General features: G+C 46.5%; 19 protein-coding genes. 10 read left to right on the top strand and 9 right to left on the bottom strand.

Annotated elements, in window-relative coordinates:
• Positions 1-155: 155 nt before the first annotated feature.
• The gene (locus tag F7D47_RS11385; protein WP_153085357.1) at positions 156-497 is read right to left on the bottom strand and encodes a hypothetical protein; all 342 of its coding nucleotides are present in this window, start codon (positions 495-497) and stop codon (positions 156-158) included.
• Positions 488-760, bottom strand: a complete 273-nt coding sequence (locus tag F7D47_RS11390; RefSeq protein WP_153085358.1) for a hypothetical protein — start codon at positions 758-760, stop codon at positions 488-490. The genes F7D47_RS11385 and F7D47_RS11390 overlap by 10 nt, the downstream gene beginning before the upstream one ends.
• 876 nt (positions 761-1,636) lie before the next feature.
• Between F7D47_RS11390 and F7D47_RS11395 the strand changes: the two genes are divergently transcribed.
• Positions 1,637-2,005 carry a DMT family protein gene (locus tag F7D47_RS11395; RefSeq protein ID WP_040553814.1) on the top strand — a complete coding sequence of 123 codons (369 nt, stop codon included), beginning with the start codon at positions 1,637-1,639 and terminating at the stop codon, positions 2,003-2,005.
• Between the two features lie 63 nt (positions 2,006-2,068).
• On the opposite strand, the gene F7D47_RS11400 is transcribed toward F7D47_RS11395, so the two are convergent.
• Positions 2,069-2,872 carry an MBL fold metallo-hydrolase gene (locus tag F7D47_RS11400; protein ID WP_153085359.1) on the bottom strand — a complete coding sequence of 268 codons (804 nt, stop codon included), beginning with the start codon at positions 2,870-2,872 and terminating at the stop codon, positions 2,069-2,071.
• Positions 2,873-2,985: 113 nt separating this feature from the next.
• Here F7D47_RS11400 and F7D47_RS11405 point away from each other — a divergent pair, with 113 nt between their 5' ends.
• Positions 2,986-3,441, top strand: a complete 456-nt coding sequence (locus tag F7D47_RS11405; protein WP_153085360.1) for a hypothetical protein — start codon at positions 2,986-2,988, stop codon at positions 3,439-3,441.
• Between the two features lie 118 nt (positions 3,442-3,559).
• Here the strand turns inward: F7D47_RS11405 and F7D47_RS11410 are convergent, their stop codons facing one another.
• Complete coding sequence (locus F7D47_RS11410; protein ID WP_228113458.1) at positions 3,560-5,674, bottom strand: BamA/TamA family outer membrane protein; 2,115 nt, start codon at positions 5,672-5,674, stop codon at positions 3,560-3,562.
• Positions 5,675-5,864: 190 nt separating this feature from the next.
• On the opposite strand from F7D47_RS11410, the gene F7D47_RS11415 reads away from it, so the two are divergent.
• The 3 genes from F7D47_RS11415 (at position 5,865) to hisB (ending at position 8,496) form a co-directional block, all read left to right on the top strand.
• Complete coding sequence (locus tag F7D47_RS11415) at positions 5,865-6,614, top strand: RNA methyltransferase (RefSeq protein ID WP_153085361.1); 750 nt, start codon at positions 5,865-5,867, stop codon at positions 6,612-6,614.
• 149 nt (positions 6,615-6,763) lie between these two features.
• Positions 6,764-7,396, top strand: coding sequence for a hypothetical protein (locus tag F7D47_RS11420; protein ID WP_181976413.1), 633 nt, complete (start codon positions 6,764-6,766; stop codon positions 7,394-7,396).
• Between the two features lie 23 nt (positions 7,397-7,419).
• Positions 7,420-8,496: a bifunctional histidinol-phosphatase/imidazoleglycerol-phosphate dehydratase HisB gene (hisB, locus tag F7D47_RS11425; RefSeq protein WP_153085362.1), complete on the top strand. Its 1,077-nt coding sequence runs from the start codon at positions 7,420-7,422 to the stop codon at positions 8,494-8,496.
• Between the two features lie 108 nt (positions 8,497-8,604).
• Here the strand turns inward: hisB and F7D47_RS11430 are convergent, their stop codons facing one another.
• Entirely contained in the window at positions 8,605-9,666 is a 1,062-nt protein-coding gene (locus F7D47_RS11430) for a porin (protein WP_153085363.1), read from the bottom strand.
• Between the two features lie 351 nt (positions 9,667-10,017).
• Between F7D47_RS11430 and F7D47_RS11435 the strand changes: the two genes are divergently transcribed.
• From F7D47_RS11435 to F7D47_RS11445, 3 genes are read left to right on the top strand one after another with little or no spacing between them, the layout of a single operon-like run.
• Entirely contained in the window at positions 10,018-10,524 is a 507-nt protein-coding gene (locus F7D47_RS11435; protein WP_153085364.1) for an RNA polymerase sigma factor, read from the top strand.
• A gap of 18 nt (positions 10,525-10,542) precedes the next feature.
• Complete coding sequence (locus tag F7D47_RS11440) at positions 10,543-11,538, top strand: hypothetical protein (protein WP_153085365.1); 996 nt, start codon at positions 10,543-10,545, stop codon at positions 11,536-11,538.
• A 14-nt stretch (positions 11,539-11,552) separates the two neighbouring features.
• Positions 11,553-11,975, top strand: a complete 423-nt coding sequence (locus F7D47_RS11445; protein WP_153085366.1) for a hypothetical protein — start codon at positions 11,553-11,555, stop codon at positions 11,973-11,975.
• Here F7D47_RS11445 and F7D47_RS11450 read toward each other — a convergent pair.
• Complete coding sequence (locus F7D47_RS11450) at positions 11,959-12,645, bottom strand: response regulator transcription factor (protein ID WP_153085367.1); 687 nt, start codon at positions 12,643-12,645, stop codon at positions 11,959-11,961. The two genes, F7D47_RS11445 and F7D47_RS11450, sit on opposite strands and share 17 nt — an antisense overlap.
• 34 nt (positions 12,646-12,679) lie before the next feature.
• On the bottom strand, positions 12,680-14,089 hold the full coding sequence (locus tag F7D47_RS11455; RefSeq protein ID WP_153085368.1) for a sensor histidine kinase: 1,410 nt from the start codon (positions 14,087-14,089) through the stop codon (positions 12,680-12,682).
• Positions 14,090-14,251: 162 nt separating this feature from the next.
• Between F7D47_RS11455 and F7D47_RS11460 the strand changes: the two genes are divergently transcribed.
• A complete protein-coding gene (locus F7D47_RS11460; protein WP_194252652.1) occupies positions 14,252-16,492 on the top strand; it encodes an outer membrane beta-barrel protein in 2,241 nt (746 codons plus the stop codon).
• 5 nt (positions 16,493-16,497) lie between these two features.
• Here the strand turns inward: F7D47_RS11460 and F7D47_RS11465 are convergent, their stop codons facing one another.
• Positions 16,498-16,896: an FKBP-type peptidyl-prolyl cis-trans isomerase gene (locus tag F7D47_RS11465; RefSeq protein ID WP_022121977.1), complete on the bottom strand. Its 399-nt coding sequence runs from the start codon at positions 16,894-16,896 to the stop codon at positions 16,498-16,500.
• A gap of 25 nt (positions 16,897-16,921) precedes the next feature.
• Between F7D47_RS11465 and F7D47_RS15135 the strand changes: the two genes are divergently transcribed.
• The gene (locus F7D47_RS15135) at positions 16,922-17,191 is read left to right on the top strand and encodes a hypothetical protein (protein ID WP_437181637.1); all 270 of its coding nucleotides are present in this window, start codon (positions 16,922-16,924) and stop codon (positions 17,189-17,191) included.
• A 1-nt stretch (position 17,192) separates the two neighbouring features.
• On the opposite strand, the gene F7D47_RS11475 is transcribed toward F7D47_RS15135, so the two are convergent.
• Positions 17,193-18,173, bottom strand: a complete 981-nt coding sequence (locus tag F7D47_RS11475) for an alpha/beta hydrolase (RefSeq protein WP_437181636.1) — start codon at positions 18,171-18,173, stop codon at positions 17,193-17,195.
• Between the last annotated feature and the right edge of the window lie 179 nt (positions 18,174-18,352).

The following is an 18,352-nucleotide window of genomic DNA, read 5'->3' on the forward strand; positions in this document are numbered from 1 at the left end:
AATACCGATAAACAGGGCAGTTATCGGAGGTGAAGTGTTCTCTGAAACTCTTCACCCACTCTTCACCACTCTTCACCAAATACTTTTTCAAGATTCCGACTGAAAAGAGAAGAATGACATTTCTTTTCCTCCATATTTCTTTCGTGTTTTAAGTTCTAATGATACTTCTTTCTTTCTATCTTCCTGGCTCGCAGGTTCAGTTTACTAGGGTCTTGGCGCATATCCCAGAGATCCACCAGCCAGATGATATCCTTCTCTTCATTGTAGAAATAGATAATCTTGAAGTTCTCCATGATGATGGCACCACGAAACTCCATTGTTTCATTACGGAAATAAGCTACTATAGGATAACGCTTAGGCATAAATTCCAACAAACGCGTAATCTCCTTAAATTGAGTTTGCCACTTACGAGCAGTTTTTAACCCAAACTCTTGCAAGGCATACTCAATACTCTTTTTTATTTCCCTCTTGAAAAGGGCATCAGCTTTTATTTCCATTCTGCAATCATCCTTTCTATCTCAGCTTCCAAAACGGAAATAGGCTCTCCATAATTTGGATCATCCAATTTATCCAAAATGCTCTCGCAATGCTCCATCACCTGCTCCAGCGAGCGACCCATAGGATAGGAATCGGTGTCGTAAGCCTCATCCCATGATACAGATGAAGCTGATGATGCCATAGAACGATAAGCAGGCGATGGCTCACAAGCCTTATCTCCTGCAATCTTCGATTCCTCGATATGATATTTCTTTTCCTCCATATTTTTTTCGCTTATATAGTTCCACGTTACTTATTGGTGCAAAAATACGAAGAAAGATTGGAACTCGCAAGAAAAATACTATAAAATTGCGAAGAACACTGAATTTTAAAGGATTATACCGATTAAGTTGGATAAAAACCGACCCGGTATTAGTTTTTCTTCTTAAAATCTTTGGAGATTCAATAATTATCTGTATCTTTGCAGCGTTAGTTCCAGCCGAGCCTCTTAACAAAGCTTAAATAGGCTGGGCTTTTTTATTTATAAACTATGGCAAAATGGCGGCATTTCTGCTGCCGAGAGCCAGATAAAGGAAAAGAGCTACACAGAACCATTCAAGGCAGACAAACGCAAAGTTATCGCCCTGGCAGTGGAACTCGATGAAAAGGGCAAGGGATTGATAGATTGGAAAGAAGTGGATGAGTCTTTGTAATCAAGATAAAGCTCTTCACCCTACCCCAGATAAACAGGGAGGTTGACGGAGGTGAAGAGTGGTGAAGAGTTGCTGATGACTCTTCACCTCCCGAAATGCCGATAAACACAGGGGATTTGAGAGGAAAGGTGAAGAGTGAAGAGATTTTTGCAGAATGCTAAACATAAATCATATTGATAGGATTGGGAAATCTGGTTTCCCCGTCTGAGATGACTGTCTTATAGGAACAGTCTACTGTTCCCTATTCCGCTAGTAGGCTGTTCGCCCCAAACAGCCTACTGGGCATACGCAAACAGCACACTTATCTTTCGGAGATAAATATCAGAACATCGGAGATTTATCTGCCAAAAACAGCCATATCAAAACAAAAACGAAATGAAACTTCCATGAAATTTGGAGGGTTAAAAAAAATATATTAACTTTGCATCCGCAAAAAAAATAAGATTATGAACGGATTGTATACTATATTATTATTGGTGCTGAGCAACATCTTCATGACGCTGGCTTGGTACGGACACCTCAAGTTGCAACAAACGGGCGTGAGCAGCAACTGGCCTCTTATCGGTGTCATCGCCTTCAGTTGGGCCATCGCCTTCTTCGAATATTGCTGTCAGGTACCAGCCAACCGCATCGGTTTCGTGGATAATGGCGGACCGTTTAATCTGGTCCAGCTCAAGGTGATACAGGAATGCGTATCGCTTATCGTTTTCGCCATCATCGCCAATATCCTCTTCCAGGGACAGGGATTGCACTGGAATCATTTCGCAGCCTTCTGCTGCCTCATTGCAGCCGTTTATTTCGTATTCATGAAATAGCCGGATAAGGAGTTAACTCAATATAACTCCTTATCCGGCTACCTTTTTAGTTTTACACCTGCCCTACACCAGGTTAAAGATTTCGCTCGGCGTCTTGCGCTTCAATACTTCCAGCTGGAAGTCCTTGCCGGCTATGATGCCTTTGCTGCGCAAAATCTGCTCCACGGTTTTGCGTGCCAGCTCAGGATGGTTGTTCTCCTCGCTGAGATGACAGAGCCAGACGTGATGAAGCTCCGGTGTAGCATAATTGGCAAGCGCCTCGCCACAATCGTCGTTGCTCAGATGACCGTTATCTCCCAGAATGCGTTCCTTCAGATACTGGGGATAATGACCCTGCTGGAGCATCTCTACACTATGGTTCGCCTCGAGTACAAGATAGTTGGCACGGCCGATAAAGTCGTGCATCTCTTCGGTAATATGCCCCACATCGGTGATGAGGCAGAAGTTCACACCTCCGCACTCCACGAAATAGCCAACATTGTCGGTACTGTCATGGGGTACGCCGAACGGGGTTATCTTAAACTCGCCCAGTGTGAAAGTTACGTTCTTCTCTATCACATGAGCATGGTTAGGCTCTATCTTCTTTCGAACACAATAGTTGCGCTCGATGCCTTGATGTACTTTACGGGTCGTATATACCGGTAGATGATAGTCAGAACTCAAGCTCCCCACCGACTTTACATGGTCGGCGTGGTCATGGGTGATGAGGACGTGATGCACATCCTCGAAGCGAAGTCCATAGTTATGGAAATGCTTCTTCAATATTCTTATTCCTACTCCTACGTCTATCAGTATCGAATCCGTATCAGTGTAAAGATAATAGCAATTGCCACTACTTCCACTGCCAAAGGATATAAATTTCAGCATTTTAATTGTTATTTTCCATGCAAAGTTAGCAAAAAAGATTCTTATTACAAAGTTTTTTACTATCTTTGTGCCGAAATATCGCAAAAAAATAGAATTTTTAAGATTTGAGAATCATGATGAAGAAGTCGATGATAGGTTTATGCATAGCTGTGGCATGCATGAGCGCAAGTATATTCAGCCTTTCGGGCTGTGAACCTCACGAAGGCAGCGAGGACCAGCTGAAGGCTGACGTTGATTCGTTTGCCAACTATTATTTCAACTGGCATTTCCCGAAAGCCGTGAAGTATTGCACCCAGGAATCGGAGCGCTGGCTGCGCTATGCTGCAAGTAATGTGAACGAGACCGACGTGGAACTGCTGCGCCAGAAACCGGAGGATGCCAGCATCGAGATTACGGATATTGATTTCGGTGACGATGAAACAAGTGCCACCGTTACCCTTACGGTTCATAATTTTCTGCAGATGGACAGCATAGGGCAGGATCCGCAGCTCATAGAACAGGCCGATTTCCAACTGCCGATGTGTATGGAAAAGGGGCTCTGGAAGATTAAGTTGGAAAAATTGCCTTGAAAAAAGTAAGGAGTTTCTGAGGGACATCATGATCAAAAAGATGCTCCCAGAAACTCCTGGCTATAAACTGTTAACTATAAACTATCATCTATTATTAACTATAAACTATTAGCTGCATTTAGAACGGCAGACCAACTGCGAAATGGAAGGCGAAATCGCGGTCTAGTTTCGGGTGGATAATCGCCCAATGCTCTTCCTTCGTTCCGTAGGCTGGATTGATTGCCTTCATACCCATATCCAGGCGGAGGATGAAGTAATCGAAATTCAACCTGAGACCTAAACCATAGGCTACAGCTATCTGTTTGTAGAATTCATCTATCTTGAACTGACCACCAGGCTGATCCTGATAATTGCGAAGTGTCCAGATATTACCGGCATCGATAAACGCTGCACCCTCAAACTTCCAGAAGAGCGAAGTGCGATATTCGGCATTCAAGTCGAGCTTCACATCACCCGTCTGGTTGATGAAATCTATTCTGCCGTCAGTTCCCTTAAACTTGCCCGGACCTAATTCTCTTACGCCCCAACCTCTTACCGAGTTGGCACCACCCGAGAAATAACGCTTTTCGAAAGGCAACACCGTACTGTTGCCGTAAGGATAAGCCACACCGATGCCCGCATGCAGCGCCAGAGCATTGCGCTTATCAAACTGCATCAGATGGGTATAATCTACATCAAACTTGGCATACTGGGCATAAGCTATATTAAATAATGTACGCTGCCCCTGGCTGTTCACCTTGAAACCGAATGTCTTGGAAACACCACTCAGCAGATTGCCCGAACTCTCTACATTCACTCGCACAGCATCTACCCCATCGCTATAACTCAAACCGAAACCCATCTTCATGATAAACAGGTCTTCGTAATTGTAGCGGAGGATGGCATTTCTGTTTTCTGCATTATCGAGATAGTCTCTCTTGAAAGTCTCGGATATCCATGGCATATACACATAGTTGAGATCGAGCAGGTCGAAACGCCAAGCCAGGTGATGACGCGGTTCTGTCCAGCGATAACGCCAGGCAGTAGAGAATACGCGGCGATGAAACTCCGGACGGTTCTGAAGATTCCAACTTGCCGACAACTCGCTGTTTGCCGTCTGTCTTCTTCTGAAATTTCTTGAAAGGAAAGGCGCCAAGAAACGAGGGAAAACCAGTTTGCCTTCAACCGAATATTCAGTATAGTTCTGGTCCTGATACCCCTCCAGACCGGTAATAGCCTCGTAAGCTCCACGAAGTTCGATGCTCAGCTGCTCACTACCTCTGAAGAGATTTCGGTTGGTATAAGTGAGCGATGCAGCAGCTCCCAAGTCGCCCGCCGTATTGGTTCCCTCCGGCTGGAAGGCAATGGTAGAAGGCTTGTTGGTACTGATCTGGATATTGCAATCCATCTGCCGGCTGATGCTGTCCCTCTCCATTCCGTTCTCCGTAACCTGGTTGCTGTCAGGAACTTCAGAGAAACTGATGTTGGTATACTTCACCGCCTGCAGACGGGCAAAGTTGTTATAGGTGCGCTGCAAGGCAGCGGCGCTGTAGGGACGGCCTTCTCTGAGGGCAGTAGCATTGAGCAAAACCTGATGGCGCAAGTGAATGCGGTCGCTGTCATTACTCAGATAGTTGATGTTTCTGATTTCATATCGGGGATGATCAACCTCAGGAGCATTACTGTTTGCCTTATACTTCATCAGGTGGAGCGTCAGGGCAATATCCTTCTGTCCTGCAATCGTATCGGCAGAAAACTGGATAAAATCTTTATGAAAGCGGAAATAGCCATCATTGGTCAGAAGGCTGGAGATACGCCTGCGTTCATTATCCAATGTTTCTACCGTAAATCTCATACCCGGCTTAATCTGCTGATTATCGGGGTTATCGAGATGCAGAAGTTGCTGGATATGTTCATCTTCCACTTCATATTTCACCTTACCTATCACAAAAGGTTCTCCGGGATGCAACAGATAGGTAGCATCCAGTTTCTTTCCTTTCTTTGTGGTATAGAGCGACACCCCGGCATGCATGAAGCCCTGGTTCTGCATGGCGGTAAGCAGATCCTGACAGGAGAGCCGCGCCTGCAAAGTATCGTAGATGACAGGCTTCTTGCTGAAAGGATTCTTGAAGAGCGAGAAGAGTTTCGGCTTCTCTTTCTGGCGCACATACTGCTTGAGCGCCCCGGCATTATACCCTGCCGAGTCGCTCTTCACTTCCACCTTATTTAATATATACTCCCCTTCCGGCACCATTTTGCTTGAAGAACAAGATGCTATGAGCAGCGGCAAGGCAAGTAATGAAATCTTCTGTATTTTCAAAATATCTATCGTTTTTGATATGCAAAGATAATGCAAAACAAATTAAATACAAAATATTTAGCACTTTTTATTTTGAAATGTCTATATTTTATGTTACCTTTGCACACATATAGACAAAAAATAAATGATTAGCAAGAATAAAATAAAGTACATACGTTCGCTCGAACTGAAGAAGAACAGAAATAAAGAAGGAAAGTTCGTGGCAGAAGGTTTTAAGGTGGTAGACGATCTGCTCGCTCTGCAACCTGCCGACCTGATTGTGGCTACCGGCGAATGGCTCCGGGGCAAGCACTTCGGGGCTGAAACCGAAGTGATAGAGGTTACTGATGAAGAACTGAAGAAGGTGAGTTTCCTGCAACATCCGCAACAGGTGCTTGCCGTATTCAGACAGGCAACCTCAGGAGATTACTCTATTAATACCAGCGAACTGAGTCTGGCGCTCGACGGCGTTCAAGACCCGGGCAATCTGGGCACCATCATCCGCATCGCCGACTGGTTTGGTATCACCCATATCTACTGCAGTCAGGATACTGCCGACGTATACAATCCGAAGGTGGTGCAGGCTACGATGGGCAGCATAGCAAGAGTGAAGGTAGAATATGGCGACCTGCTGGGACTGGTAGAATCACTTCCAGCCGATGTTCCCGTTTACGGAACCCTGCTCGATGGTGACAATATCTATCAGCAAAAGCTCGAAAACCGGGGACTCATCGTGATGGGAAACGAAGGAAAAGGCATCTCGCCTGAACTGGCAAAAAAGGTGAGCCACAAGCTGCTCATCCCTAACTTTCCGGAAGGTAGAGCTACTGCCGACAGTCTGAATGTGGCCATCGCTACCGCCATTACCTGCTCTGAATTCAGAAGAAACTTTTAAAGGTAAAAGGGTAAAAAAGTAAAAAGGTAAAAAAACTTTTAAAGGGTAAAAAGTAAAAGAGTAAAAAAACAAAAGCGATAATTAGAAATTAAAACAAGATAGTTATGGAAGTAAATGAATTATTTAAGCACCGAAGTATAACTTCCTGCATGAGAGCATCATACGATACCATAACAAGTGACTTCAGATCACTCGTAAAACAGACATGGACTACCCATGTTCCATTTGCAGTATTGCTGGCTATCGTACTCTATTTCCTCCTCCCCAACAAACCGCTTCACGATTGGGGAGCCGTGAATCCGATGGCTTCGTTCATTCTGCAAACCATCATTTACGGAGCCACTATCGTAATGGCTATCGTATCATTCTGGCATCTTCTGCCAAGAAAGCAACTGTGTCCTAAAGGCGAAAAGCGCAAGATAGGAAAATCCCTCCTCCGCATTCTCCGCCACTTCGGAGGTTTCTTTCTGACCAGTTTTCTCGGCATGATTATCGTAGGCATCGCTACCTTTATCGCAGCCCTGCCTTCCATCATCCTCATCATCGCACAGTTCTATTCACAGCTCGGTGCACTTGATGGCGACCCGCTCGGTGTGCCGGGGTATTTCACCCCACTCCTCTTCCTGGTGTTCACCATCACATTCCTGCTCATCATCTACGCCCTGAGCTGGCTTGGCATTTCGCTTGCCTATCAATTCGGCTCTTACAAGGTACAAGACGAAGAGAAACAGAGAATGAAGGAAAGCCAGAAAATGGCAACTACAGAGATAGAAAAATATTAATCGTATTAACATATATAAGAGACATGAAACAGACAAGATTACTCTTCATCGACCGCGATGGAACTCTGATTCAGGAACCAGAGGACGAACAGATTGACAGCTTCGAGAAGCTGGTATTCACCAAGGGCGTGTTCCGCAATCTCGCCTTCATTGCCCAGCACACCGACTACGAGCTGGTGATGGTGAGCAACCAGGACGGACTGGGCACCGACTCCTTTCCGGAAGATACCTTCTGGCCAGTCCACAACTTCATCATCCAGACCCTGGACAGCGAAGGCATCCACTTTTCCAAGCAGCACATCGACCGCCACTTCCCTGAAGATAACTCGCCGATGCGCAAGCCAGGAACAGGCATGCTGACCGAATACATCGATAACCCTGCCTACGATATGGCAAACAGTTATGTAATCGGCGACCGTGAAACCGATGCCCAGCTTGCAGAGAACCTGGGTTGCAAGAGTCTGATTCTCGGAAAAGACGGCATGGACTGGGATAAGATTGCCGAGATTCTCTTTGCCGGAGACCGCATCGCAGAGGTGAAGCGCACCACCAAGGAAACGGATATCTACATCAAGGTAAATCTCGATGGTTCAGGAAAATGCGACATTTCTACCGGTCTCGGTTTCTTCGACCACATGCTGGAACAGATAGGCAAGCACGGCATGATGGACCTCACCATCCATACCAAGGGCGACCTCTATGTGGATGAGCATCATACCATTGAGGATACGGGTATTGCACTGGGTGAATGCCTGCTGCAGGCTTTAGGTGATAAGCGCGGAATAGAAAGATACGGCTACAGCCTGCCGATGGATGATTGTCTCTGTCAGGTGGCATTGGATTTCGGCGGCCGTCCATGGCTGATTTGGGATGCCGAGTTCCATAGAGAGAAGGTGGGCGAAATGCCAACCGAGATGTTCAAGCATTTCTTCAAGAGTCTGAGTGATGCGGCAAAAATGAACCTCAACATCAAGGCTGAGGGCGAGAACGAGCATCACAAGATAGAAGGCATCTTCAAGGCGCTTGCCCGTTCGCTGAAAATGGCGGTAAAGAGAGACATCTACCACTTCGAGCTTCCTAGCTCTAAGGGAATGTTGTAAGAATGTTGAATGTTAAATGTTGAATGTTGAATTGAAAGCCCGGCAAGATTCGCTGAATCCTGCCGGGCTTTTGTTTTTCAAGAGTTAGAAATTCAAGATTTATCCTGACTAAAATTTAGTCATGAACTCCACAACAATCTTATCTTTTTCTGAAACTTTAGCTATGCCACCTTTACGATAGAAATATTTCTCGTAGTTGATACGGATATCAGAGATGAATGGCTTGGCAAGGCTCAGGGTTACACCGCCCGTAACACGATGGCGCTTATAATCATTAATCTTCAAGGCACCAAGCTCTGTATCAGAACCGCCATATCTTGTACCATCACTGTGGTCGCTCATGAAATCATATCTTGCCAAAGGAGAAACCTTCCTGATGATGCTCTTGGGATTAGCCACCGGAATGTCATAGCATACGAATCCATCGAAAGCATGCACATCGTGGAAGGCATCCTTGCTGTAATGCTTGTAAAGATACTCAGCCTCAGCAATGAAACCACCCTTGTGGAAGGTGATACCGCCATCATACATCGTTACCGTAACATCAGATGGCTTGATCTTCTGGGTACTCAACACCAGGTTCACATTCGGAAAGAGGAACTGAGCCTTGGCTGAATAGTTAACACCCTTGGTCCAGTAATCCTTCTGGTTGGTCAAGCCCGAACCGTTAAAGATACCGGCATTCACCACGATAGGGAAACCAACATTCCAGGTATATCCTATTTCAGCACCCACGTCGCGCACGTTACCCACCTGCTTGGCGATGAACGAACGGTTGGCAAAGTACTGCTGATGAGGAGAACGATGAGCATCGATGGTGAATGGCACACGCTCCTGACCGATGGTAAACTGCAGGGTCTTCCAAGGCTTGATGCGTGTATAGGCATCGAGCATCTTGATCTTACCCTCATCGCAGAGGTCGATTTCTGCCTTATAGCTTACCTGAGGTGTTACATTGCCTGCCACGTTGATGCGGGCTGTACGCACCTCGAATCGTCCCTCCCCTTCTTCGGTCTGGTACTCATACTTAGAGCGGATGGTTCCACCAATGGTCATGGTCTTGGTGAATTCCCCGATGCCCTTCTCCAAAGAACTGTTTCCAGAATTCTGGGCATTCATTCCCATCGACACCATCGAGAGTGCCATCAACAAATACGTTTTCTTCTTCATTTCTTACCTTATTATATATACACGTAAATCTGATTTTCTTTATTCCGAATGAAATCTTTTCCGATGATGCGGAAAGACATCTTCTTCATTTCGACTGCAAAGGTAAGGAGAAGATATTTCTACCGTAAAACATAAGTATTACAAAGCTGTTACATCACTGATTTTCTGCACCTGTAATATCATTGTAATGATGGCAAAAACAGAGGAATAAACCACTTCATCCACAAATAAAATAAAAGATATGTCTATATCTCAAATTTTTATGCTATCTTTGCACGGAAATGTGCGAAGGTAGCATTTTTTTTGTTTACCTTCCGCCTCTTCTTGCGTCATACACATAAAAAGAAACAAATGGAAGAAACAGAATTTGAACATATCGCTCAGAAAATGCGCCCCAGGTTGACGGCACATTGTCAACGCTATCTCTCGGCAGGAACCCTTGTCGAAGAAGCCGATGACATCGTGCAGGAAACCCTGGTGAAGCTCTGGAAGATGCGCGAAAGGCTCTCTGAATACCAAAGCATCGAGGCCTTAGGTATGACGATAGCCAGGAATCTCTGCATCGACCATCTGAGACGCAACAAAGCCCAGACTGCATCGCTGGAACAGATAAAGCATCCCGCAGAAATCTGTACGGCAGCAGAGCGTACCGACCAGGCCATCATCGGCGAGGATACGCAAAGGCGACTCAACAGGGCGATGGACAGGCTTCCGGATACGCAGAGAAGAATGCTGCTATTGAGAAGCGAGGGAAAGAGCCTCGATGAGATTGCCGAAATCTGCGGAGCCAACAAAACGAGCACCAAGACGATGATTTCTGCAGCAAGAAGATCATTGTTGAAAATGATGAAGTCATAAACTCTAAAAAGGAAAGAAATGAAGAAACTAGAAGATATAACCTATCGCCACGAGCTGATAGAGCGCTACCTCGATGCTGATACCAGTGTGGAGGAAGAACAGGCATTGGCTGATTTCTATCGCCATTGCGAGGATAAGGATTTAACGGATGAGGATCTCGACATCAGAAACCTGATGCTGGGAATGGAGAACTATACTCCGAATTTCCATCAAACAGAATTGGAAATGATGGAAGAATTGGACGGAGAAGAAGAGATAAAAGAACTGGATAGAAAAGAAGAAGCTGATGGACAGCCGCAAATGAAAGAGATGTCCCTTGCTACTTCTAAGAAGCACGAAACAAGATGGGTACGCCTCTCTGCGATACTTCTCTCTACGGCGATGCTGGCAGGACTCATCTTCCAGCTCTTCCCTATCAAGAATTATTTCTCATCCTCTTCTGAACAACAACCTGGCCTTGCCAACCTGGTTCCTACAGAGCAGGTGGTTCGCTCGCAGCCATCTTCCGAGGATGAAGACGGGAACCTGAACGCATACGAAAAGATGGAACGTGCCGACTCCCTCTTCCTGGCTGCAACCCAGGATATCGTGACTCCACAGGAAATGAAGTCAAGCAAGATGACCCTTGCCAAAAGAAAGAATATCGCAGAAAGAAGCGAGAAACATGCAGGGAAGACTGCTGAAAATACAGAAGAGACCTCTTCTGGCAATACGGAGAAGACTTCAGAAAATACAGGGAAGACTTCAAGAAAAAATGAAAAGACTTCCGGCAATGCCGGGAAGACTTCATCTGAAGCAGAAAGAAGCATTCATGAAGATTTCAATCAGATTTATGAAGTAGCCTCTGCCGCCCTGCCTTCTGCCGAGCAGCTGATCATCAATCGCCAAGGCAATAACATCGTTATCTCAACCCTGGACAACGAAGGCAACATGCAGCATTACACCATCAATGCAGCAGAGACACAAGATGGTAGTTATCAACTACTTCCACTGGCACAGTTAAACGATTTATAAAACTCTCTACGCTTATGAAAAAGTATATTTTCACCATTGCATTTGCCCTGCTGAGCATAACCAACAGTATGGCATCGAAGACAGATACCCTGCGTATCTACAGCATTGACGGTGAGCGCATCCCAAACTTCACCGGCAAGGAGCTTATCGGTAAAACCATCAAGAATTACCGCATAAACACCACCGTCTTGCCGGCACCCAAAAGCGATGTGATAGAAATTCATATCATCACCACTACCACACCTCCTGCCCCCAAGCCAGACCCTCACTATCTGATCAAGGGCAGAGAGCAGGAGCTGACTAAAGAGGAATTCAACAAGATTTCTCCCAGCAAGATCAAAGCCATCGAGATCTTGAAAGAGAGCACCAAAGCCATTCAGGAAAGAGGTCTGAAAGAGGATGGCAGAAGCTACATCATCGTTACTCTGAAGAAATAACAGACAAAACATATCCCTTTTTCTTCAGCGACTCAATCTTAACGGTCGCGTCATGCTGAAGAGCATGGCGGAGATACGTCATCTGCACATTCACAGCCTGGGAGTTGGCATAGCTTACGGTACCCCACACCGCCTCCTGTATCATCTCCTTGCTTACTACATTGCCGATATTCTTCGCCAGCAGACGGAGGATGTCGGCTTGTCGGCTGGTGATGAGCACACGAGAGGAACGGGTACGAAGCTCATTGTTGTTATAGCAGAAGGTGGTTTCTCCGAAATGATACTCCTCCTCTTCTATCGTCTCACTCTCATTCATAGAGAACCGCTCCTCTATTCTTGCCAGCAACTCTTCCGGATAGAAGGGTTTGGCAAGATAATCGTTTGCCTTCAGGGAGAAACCTTTCAGTCGAGCGTTCTTCTCCGTACGGTCGGTGAGGAAGAAGATAAGCACCTTCGGGTCGATGGCTCTGATGCGCTCAGCCACCTCATAGCCATCCATCTCCGGCATATTGATGTCGAGCAATACCAGATCGGGCTTCACTTCCGGGAACTGCTCCCATGCCTTCTTGCCATTGCCGACATAAGTCACGTCGTAGCCATGCTGCTGCAGAAAACTCTTCAGCAACATGGAATACTTCAAGTCATCGTCTGCAAATAATATCTTGATCATTTTTTCTGTTCTTTATAGCGTTAAACCGGATGCATCAGGAGTGCTGCGGGATGACGATTGAAATTCTGGTTCCCTTGCCCACTTCGCTCTGCATCATTTTTCTACCCCCATGGGCCTTCACAATCATATCCACAAAACTCAAACCCAAGCCGATGCCTGGCTGCATCATATCCGGGTAAGCATTGCTGCGATAGAACTTCGTCCAGACTCTCTGCTGCTCATCGGACGAGATGCCGATGCCATTATCAGATACAGAAATCATGACTTCCTCCTTCTCAGTATCTCGGCAGGCAACATGGATATTGACAATGTCGCCGGAATACTTCACCGAGTTCTCCATCAGATTGCTGACCACATTCAGAAGCTGGTCTCTATCTCCCATCATCCTATCGGAAGTGCGCTGGTAATCGAGCGAAACATTCACCTCCTTCTGCTTATTCTTTCGATAAACTGCCACCAGATTCAGCAAAGCGGCATGGATATCGAAAGAAGTTATCTGGAGCGGGATATGTTCCTCTGCCCTGATTACTTCACGAAGTTTGGCGAGATAGGCGGTCAGGTTATCGCTCTCCTCTCTTACGGTCTCCATGATAAGGGCATTCTCATCTGTCTTTTGAGCAGAGAATACGGATACACACATCTTCAGTGTCTGCACGGGGCGCTTCAGCTCGTGAATCATCGTATGCACGAAGTCGCTTCGCATCTTATCCACCTTCTTCTGCAGGAGCATCACCTTGATGAGATAAGCTATGCTCAGGAGAAGCATGATGGTAACCAGCAGACTTCCTATCATCTGCCACATCATTCCCTTCAGGATGGGCAGCATCGGCACCTGCATTCTCATCTGCATCGACTGATACTGGATAGGATTAAAAGGCACTTCCACCAACATTTCGTGATGAAACAAGGTAGGAGACTCCACGATTCTTGTCTGCCATAGACGATGCTTGCCTGTCTTCATCTCTGCCCCGATGAAGTCATTGCCCAGTTTCCTACTGATGAAACGATCAAAATGCGCCTTGTCAAAGCGGGTAAGCTGGTAAGTGATGTAAGTATTCAGGCAATCAAAAGAATTGTTGGAATCCGTCTCACGCAAATCGAATGTATCTCTCTTCTCCATCACATTGCCGAATCCCGGCTTGCTATACACCACTCCACCAATGATTGTATCCGTATCCAGCGGAGAGCAAATCGTGGTAAGGGGAAGCTTGCTGTCTGAAAAATATGCCGTAACGACATAACCGATATGTGTTTTTTCTCTTACCGCCGCTCCGATATTTGTCTGATAAGTGACTATTGCCTGTTCCGCCTTTTCGGCGTTTTTCTTCCCCATCTCTCCCATCGAATAGGTTACGCTATTGTAGAGCCAATAGGTCTGCAAGCCTATCAGCAGGAAAGAGGAAAGGATGGCGAGCAGCCAGACTTGTTTGATTCTTCTATTCATATCATTTTTTCTTTTTTCGATGCAAAGGTACGAAGATTTCACAATATATAAAAAGGTGGAGTCCTATTATTTTGCCAGCGTAATGTTTCAGTAATGATTATTTGCGATTTTGAGCCCGAAAAGTTGTTCCTTTGCAAACGAAAACAAAAAACAAGGAAGAATATGAAGAAAGAAACAGTTTTATGGACGATGCTAGCCACCGCCACCTGTGCAACAGCACAAAACGGGAATTTCCCGACATCTGAAGTTTCCGCAGACTCGGTACAGACGGAAAAAGATTCGATCAAAGCAGATAAGGAAGCAGAGATCTATGCTGATAAGGAGGCTGAGATCAAAGCAGATAAGGAGGCCGAGATTCAAGCCGTAACCGTAACAGGTCATCGCCCGATGTACAAGATGAGAAACGATGCCCTGGTTACCCGTGTCCGCAACACTCCTTTGGCAAAGGAACCAACGCTGGAAGATGTATTGAGACACATCCCCGGTATGAGACAAACCGCCGATGGAAGCCTGGTGGTAAACGGACTGGGAGCCCCCACCATCTACCTCAACGACAAGAAGGCGACTTCAGCCGAACTCGCTCATCTCGATGTGAAACTGATAGATGAAATAGAACTCATTACCACTCCTGGTGCAAAATATGATGCAACGACGGGAGCCGTACTGAGAATCCTAACGAGAAGAACAGACGAGGGTATATTCGGCAAGATGCAGGTGTATGATAAATTGAGCGAGGTGAACACCAACCACGAGGAATTGACTCTGGGTTGGGTAACGAAGAAAATTTCGCTCACAGGATTTTACGGTTACACAGACAACCGATACAATGTACATCAGCCACAGGAAGCGCTCGTAAGAGCCAAAGATGGCGAATATCTCTTCGGAGCCGACCGCCATGGCAAGAACAAAGCAAATTACAACGCTACGGAACTCAACTTCGACTGGTTGCTCAGCAAGCAGCACGAAGTGGGAATACAATGGGAAGGGCTTTGGCTGAATGGCGGCAGAAGCGAGATACAGCAGCAGTACTATCGCTATCCTAACCCAGCAGGAGAAGATACAAATAGCGAGATGAAGCTTTCTGATGCGGATGGCGAAATGAAGTATTTTGATGCGGAGAGCCAGCAATGGGGACACCAGCGCAGCCACCACTTCAACCTCTTCCATCTGGCTAAATGGTCGAAACATCTCTCATCACAGATTTATCTGGACTATGCCAGGAACAAGGATTCTGACAGCCAGCCTATCACGGAGAAAGAAGGTAGCGAGATGCAGGAAACCCTCAACCGCTCTAATTCCAACTACGATATCTATAGTGGAAGAATCGAAGTCAAACAACTCTTCTCTGATAAACATTCCATCAACTATGGTGGCGAATGGAGCCTGATGGAAGGCAAGGGTAGAACCGAAAGTTCTGCCGATATGCTTGGAACTACGGAATACAAAAACCACGATACCAAGACGGCTGCTTACCTGCAATATCAGGGTGAAGCTGGCAGATGGAGCTGGTGGGCAGGCATCCGATACGAACATCTCACATCCCGATACACCAATCTGTCGGAGGAATCTCCCGACAATATGGAGCGCCATTACGAACAGTGGTTTCCATCGTTCGGTATCACTCTCAACGAACCATCGTGGCATCACTCGCTCAGCTTCCGAACTACCACCGCCCGACCTTCTTTCAGTCAGCTCAGTGGGAACATCTACTATATCTCGCGCTTTCAGTATCAGATCAGCAATCCGAAGCTGCAGCCTGTCAACACCTATCATCTGACCTACTCAGTGCAGTGGAAAGATTTCATGGGAATGCTGAGATACACCCGTACCGACCACTCCATCATGTACATTCATGAAGTGCCGGAGGACAAGCCCGTAAGATACGTGAGTACATTCATGAACTTCAACAAGATGCAGAAATACATGGCCTATCTCAACTGGGGACACGTCTTCGGCTGCTGGCGTCCGAATGTCAATGCAAGCATCACTTACCAGCGCTTCTCCGTAAATGATCATGGAGAGCTAATCAGCTATAACGGAGCAACTTGGAATGCATCGTTTGACAATTACTTCACGCTACCAAACGACTATCAGCTGTCGCTCTCCTACAGTTTTGACAACGGAGGACAAGTGGGCAAAACGAAGTTCAGCCCCACTCAGAACTGGAGTCTTGGTGCCAACAAATCGTGGATGGACGGCAGATTACAGGTTGCCTTCAGTGCCAACGACCTCTTCCATCAGCAGCTCTTCAAGGAGCGAACCCACGAGCATGCCGTTGACTTCTCCCAGACTGAGGATTACAAGCTATGGAGCTACAAGTTGACCATAACCTGGAAATTCAACAAGCGCAAGGGAAGATACAACGGCATGAACAGTGCGGAAGATGAATTGAACCGACTGTAGCCGGGTTATCCTACACCCAGCAGTTCTACTTCGAATATCAGGGTAGAACCGCCTGGGATGCCCGGCTGCGAGAACTTGCCGTATCCCATCTCGGCTGGGATGTAAAGTTCCCACTGGTCGCCCACGTGCATCTGCTGCATGGCAACAATCCAGCCATCTATCAGGTCGCTCAACCGCATGGCGAACGGCGTACCGCCACGGCTGGAATCAAACTTCTTGCCGTTGATGGTCCAACCGGTATAATGAGCCGTCACGATGCTGCGTCGGCTAGGCTGTGCTCCCTTCGGGTCGCCCTGCTTCAACACCTTATAATATATACCACGAGGCAGCGCCATAACGCCCTCCTCCTTTGCCTTTTCCTCCAGCCAACGCTTGTTGGCCTCAACATATTCTCTTTTTGCCATAAATCTATTTGATACTTAATATACTATGATTTTTGCGCAAAGTTACAAAAATCTATCGTATCTGCAAAAGAAAAAGGGGAACTTTTCTTCTTTTATCAAAGAAAAGCAGTACCTTTGCACCCTAATCAACCAAAAATACGATATGCCACAATCACTACATATTGCAATTATTGGTGGGGGGGGCCGCAGAATTCTTTGCGGCGAAGTGCTCGACATCGATGCCATCACCGGCGGCTTCAATCTGCAGGCAGCCTGGACCACGGGGTATGTGGTGGGACAGCATATCGGAGAATAGCCTATTCTTCTTTAGAAACAAAATCTTTCACGATGCGGGTGTATTCCTCGTGATGGTCGCGATATGCCATAGCATGAACGGAGCCTTTGGCGATGAAGATGGCTTTTCTGCCTTTCGTCTTTGCCTCGTAAAGGGGATGCAGCATGGCGTAGGGCACGAAGGCATCCTTATCGCCATGGATAAAGAGCATCGGTTTGGTGCTCTTGCGAACCTGCTCTATCTGCTGAGCCTCGGCAAACGACCAGCCGTAGCGATACTGGCAAAGGGCAGAAGTAGTATTCATCAGCGGGAAGGAAGGCAAGCCAAACTGGTCTTTGAGCTGAGCGGAAAACTCATTCCACACGCTGGTATAGCCGCAGTCCTCCACAAAGCACTTCACGTAATCGGGAGTCTTCTCTCCCGATACTGCCATCGTGGTTGCCGCACCCATCGAAATACCGTGAATCACCTGACGGGTATTCTTCGCTCTTCGGTCTTCACCCTTCGCTTTAAAAATCTCATTGGCGATTTCCGACCATCTGATCACATCCCATCTATCCTTCCATCCCATCTGGATATGGTCGCCCTCGCTCTCTCCATGTCCATACAAATCTGGCAGGAGCACATTATACCCCATATCGTGATTATAGAGATAGGCGATGTGCAGCATTCCCTCGGAGCGCACCTGATAGCCATGCACCACCACGGCAGTCTTTTCCGTAGTCTTCGGTGCATAGAGATAGATGGCATGTGCCTTGTAGCCAGACGGCATCACGACAAAGGTATCCTTCACGCAATGGTGCTGATACACAGAGTCCATCCAGCCAATCATCCAGGGACACTCATTCTTCATCCTATTCTTCCAATGCTCAGCTGTCATTCTCTCCTCCTTCGGATAGTTGAGCGAATAATTGAGCATATAGTTGCTGGCGCCATACAGTCCCAGCATCACGAGCACCACCAAGCCCAAAGCCGAAGCGATGCCTATCTTTTTCTGTTTCATCTTCATTCTTATTGCCATTACAAATATCTATTATAGAGTTTCCGCTGCAAAATTAAGAAAAAAGATGGAATTAGCAAAGAAACGGAGGAAAAAATCCTATTAAATTGAAGCATAAAGCTGCATTTATAAGGGTATATGAACTACGGCAAACAATCGATAAGCATATCCCAGAAAGGATA

This window comes from Segatella copri (assembly GCF_009494835.1).
Classification (GTDB): Bacteria; Bacteroidota; Bacteroidia; order Bacteroidales; family Bacteroidaceae; genus Prevotella; species Prevotella copri_F.

Coding starts and splice junctions, on each gene's coding strand:
- F7D47_RS11435 (WP_153085364.1), top strand. CDS start 10,018: ATGGAAGAAACAGAATTTGAACATATCGCTCAGAAAATGCGCCCCAGG.
- F7D47_RS11455 (WP_153085368.1), bottom strand. CDS start 14,089: ATGAATAGAAGAATCAAACAAGTCTGGCTGCTCGCCATCCTTTCCTCT.
- F7D47_RS11460 (WP_194252652.1), top strand. CDS start 14,252: ATGAAGAAAGAAACAGTTTTATGGACGATGCTAGCCACCGCCACCTGT.
- F7D47_RS11385 (WP_153085357.1), bottom strand. CDS start 497: ATGGAAATAAAAGCTGATGCCCTTTTCAAGAGGGAAATAAAAAAGAGT.
- hisB (WP_153085362.1), top strand. CDS start 7,420: ATGAAACAGACAAGATTACTCTTCATCGACCGCGATGGAACTCTGATT.
- F7D47_RS11445 (WP_153085366.1), top strand. CDS start 11,553: ATGAAAAAGTATATTTTCACCATTGCATTTGCCCTGCTGAGCATAACC.
- F7D47_RS11390 (WP_153085358.1), bottom strand. CDS start 760: ATGGAGGAAAAGAAATATCATATCGAGGAATCGAAGATTGCAGGAGAT.
- F7D47_RS11415 (WP_153085361.1), top strand. CDS start 5,865: ATGATTAGCAAGAATAAAATAAAGTACATACGTTCGCTCGAACTGAAG.
- F7D47_RS11395 (WP_040553814.1), top strand. CDS start 1,637: ATGAACGGATTGTATACTATATTATTATTGGTGCTGAGCAACATCTTC.
- F7D47_RS11465 (WP_022121977.1), bottom strand. CDS start 16,896: ATGGCAAAAAGAGAATATGTTGAGGCCAACAAGCGTTGGCTGGAGGAA.
- F7D47_RS11410 (WP_228113458.1), bottom strand. CDS start 5,674: ATGGTGCCGGAAGGGGAGTATATATTAAATAAGGTGGAAGTGAAGAGC.
- F7D47_RS11420 (WP_181976413.1), top strand. CDS start 6,764: ATGAGAGCATCATACGATACCATAACAAGTGACTTCAGATCACTCGTA.
- F7D47_RS11450 (WP_153085367.1), bottom strand. CDS start 12,645: ATGATCAAGATATTATTTGCAGACGATGACTTGAAGTATTCCATGTTG.
- F7D47_RS11440 (WP_153085365.1), top strand. CDS start 10,543: ATGAAGAAACTAGAAGATATAACCTATCGCCACGAGCTGATAGAGCGC.
- F7D47_RS11405 (WP_153085360.1), top strand. CDS start 2,986: ATGATGAAGAAGTCGATGATAGGTTTATGCATAGCTGTGGCATGCATG.
- F7D47_RS11475 (WP_437181636.1), bottom strand. CDS start 18,173: ATGAAACAGAAAAAGATAGGCATCGCTTCGGCTTTGGGCTTGGTGGTG.
- F7D47_RS15135 (WP_437181637.1), top strand. CDS start 16,922: ATGATTTTTGCGCAAAGTTACAAAAATCTATCGTATCTGCAAAAGAAA.
- F7D47_RS11400 (WP_153085359.1), bottom strand. CDS start 2,872: ATGCTGAAATTTATATCCTTTGGCAGTGGAAGTAGTGGCAATTGCTAT.
- F7D47_RS11430 (WP_153085363.1), bottom strand. CDS start 9,666: ATGAAGAAGAAAACGTATTTGTTGATGGCACTCTCGATGGTGTCGATG.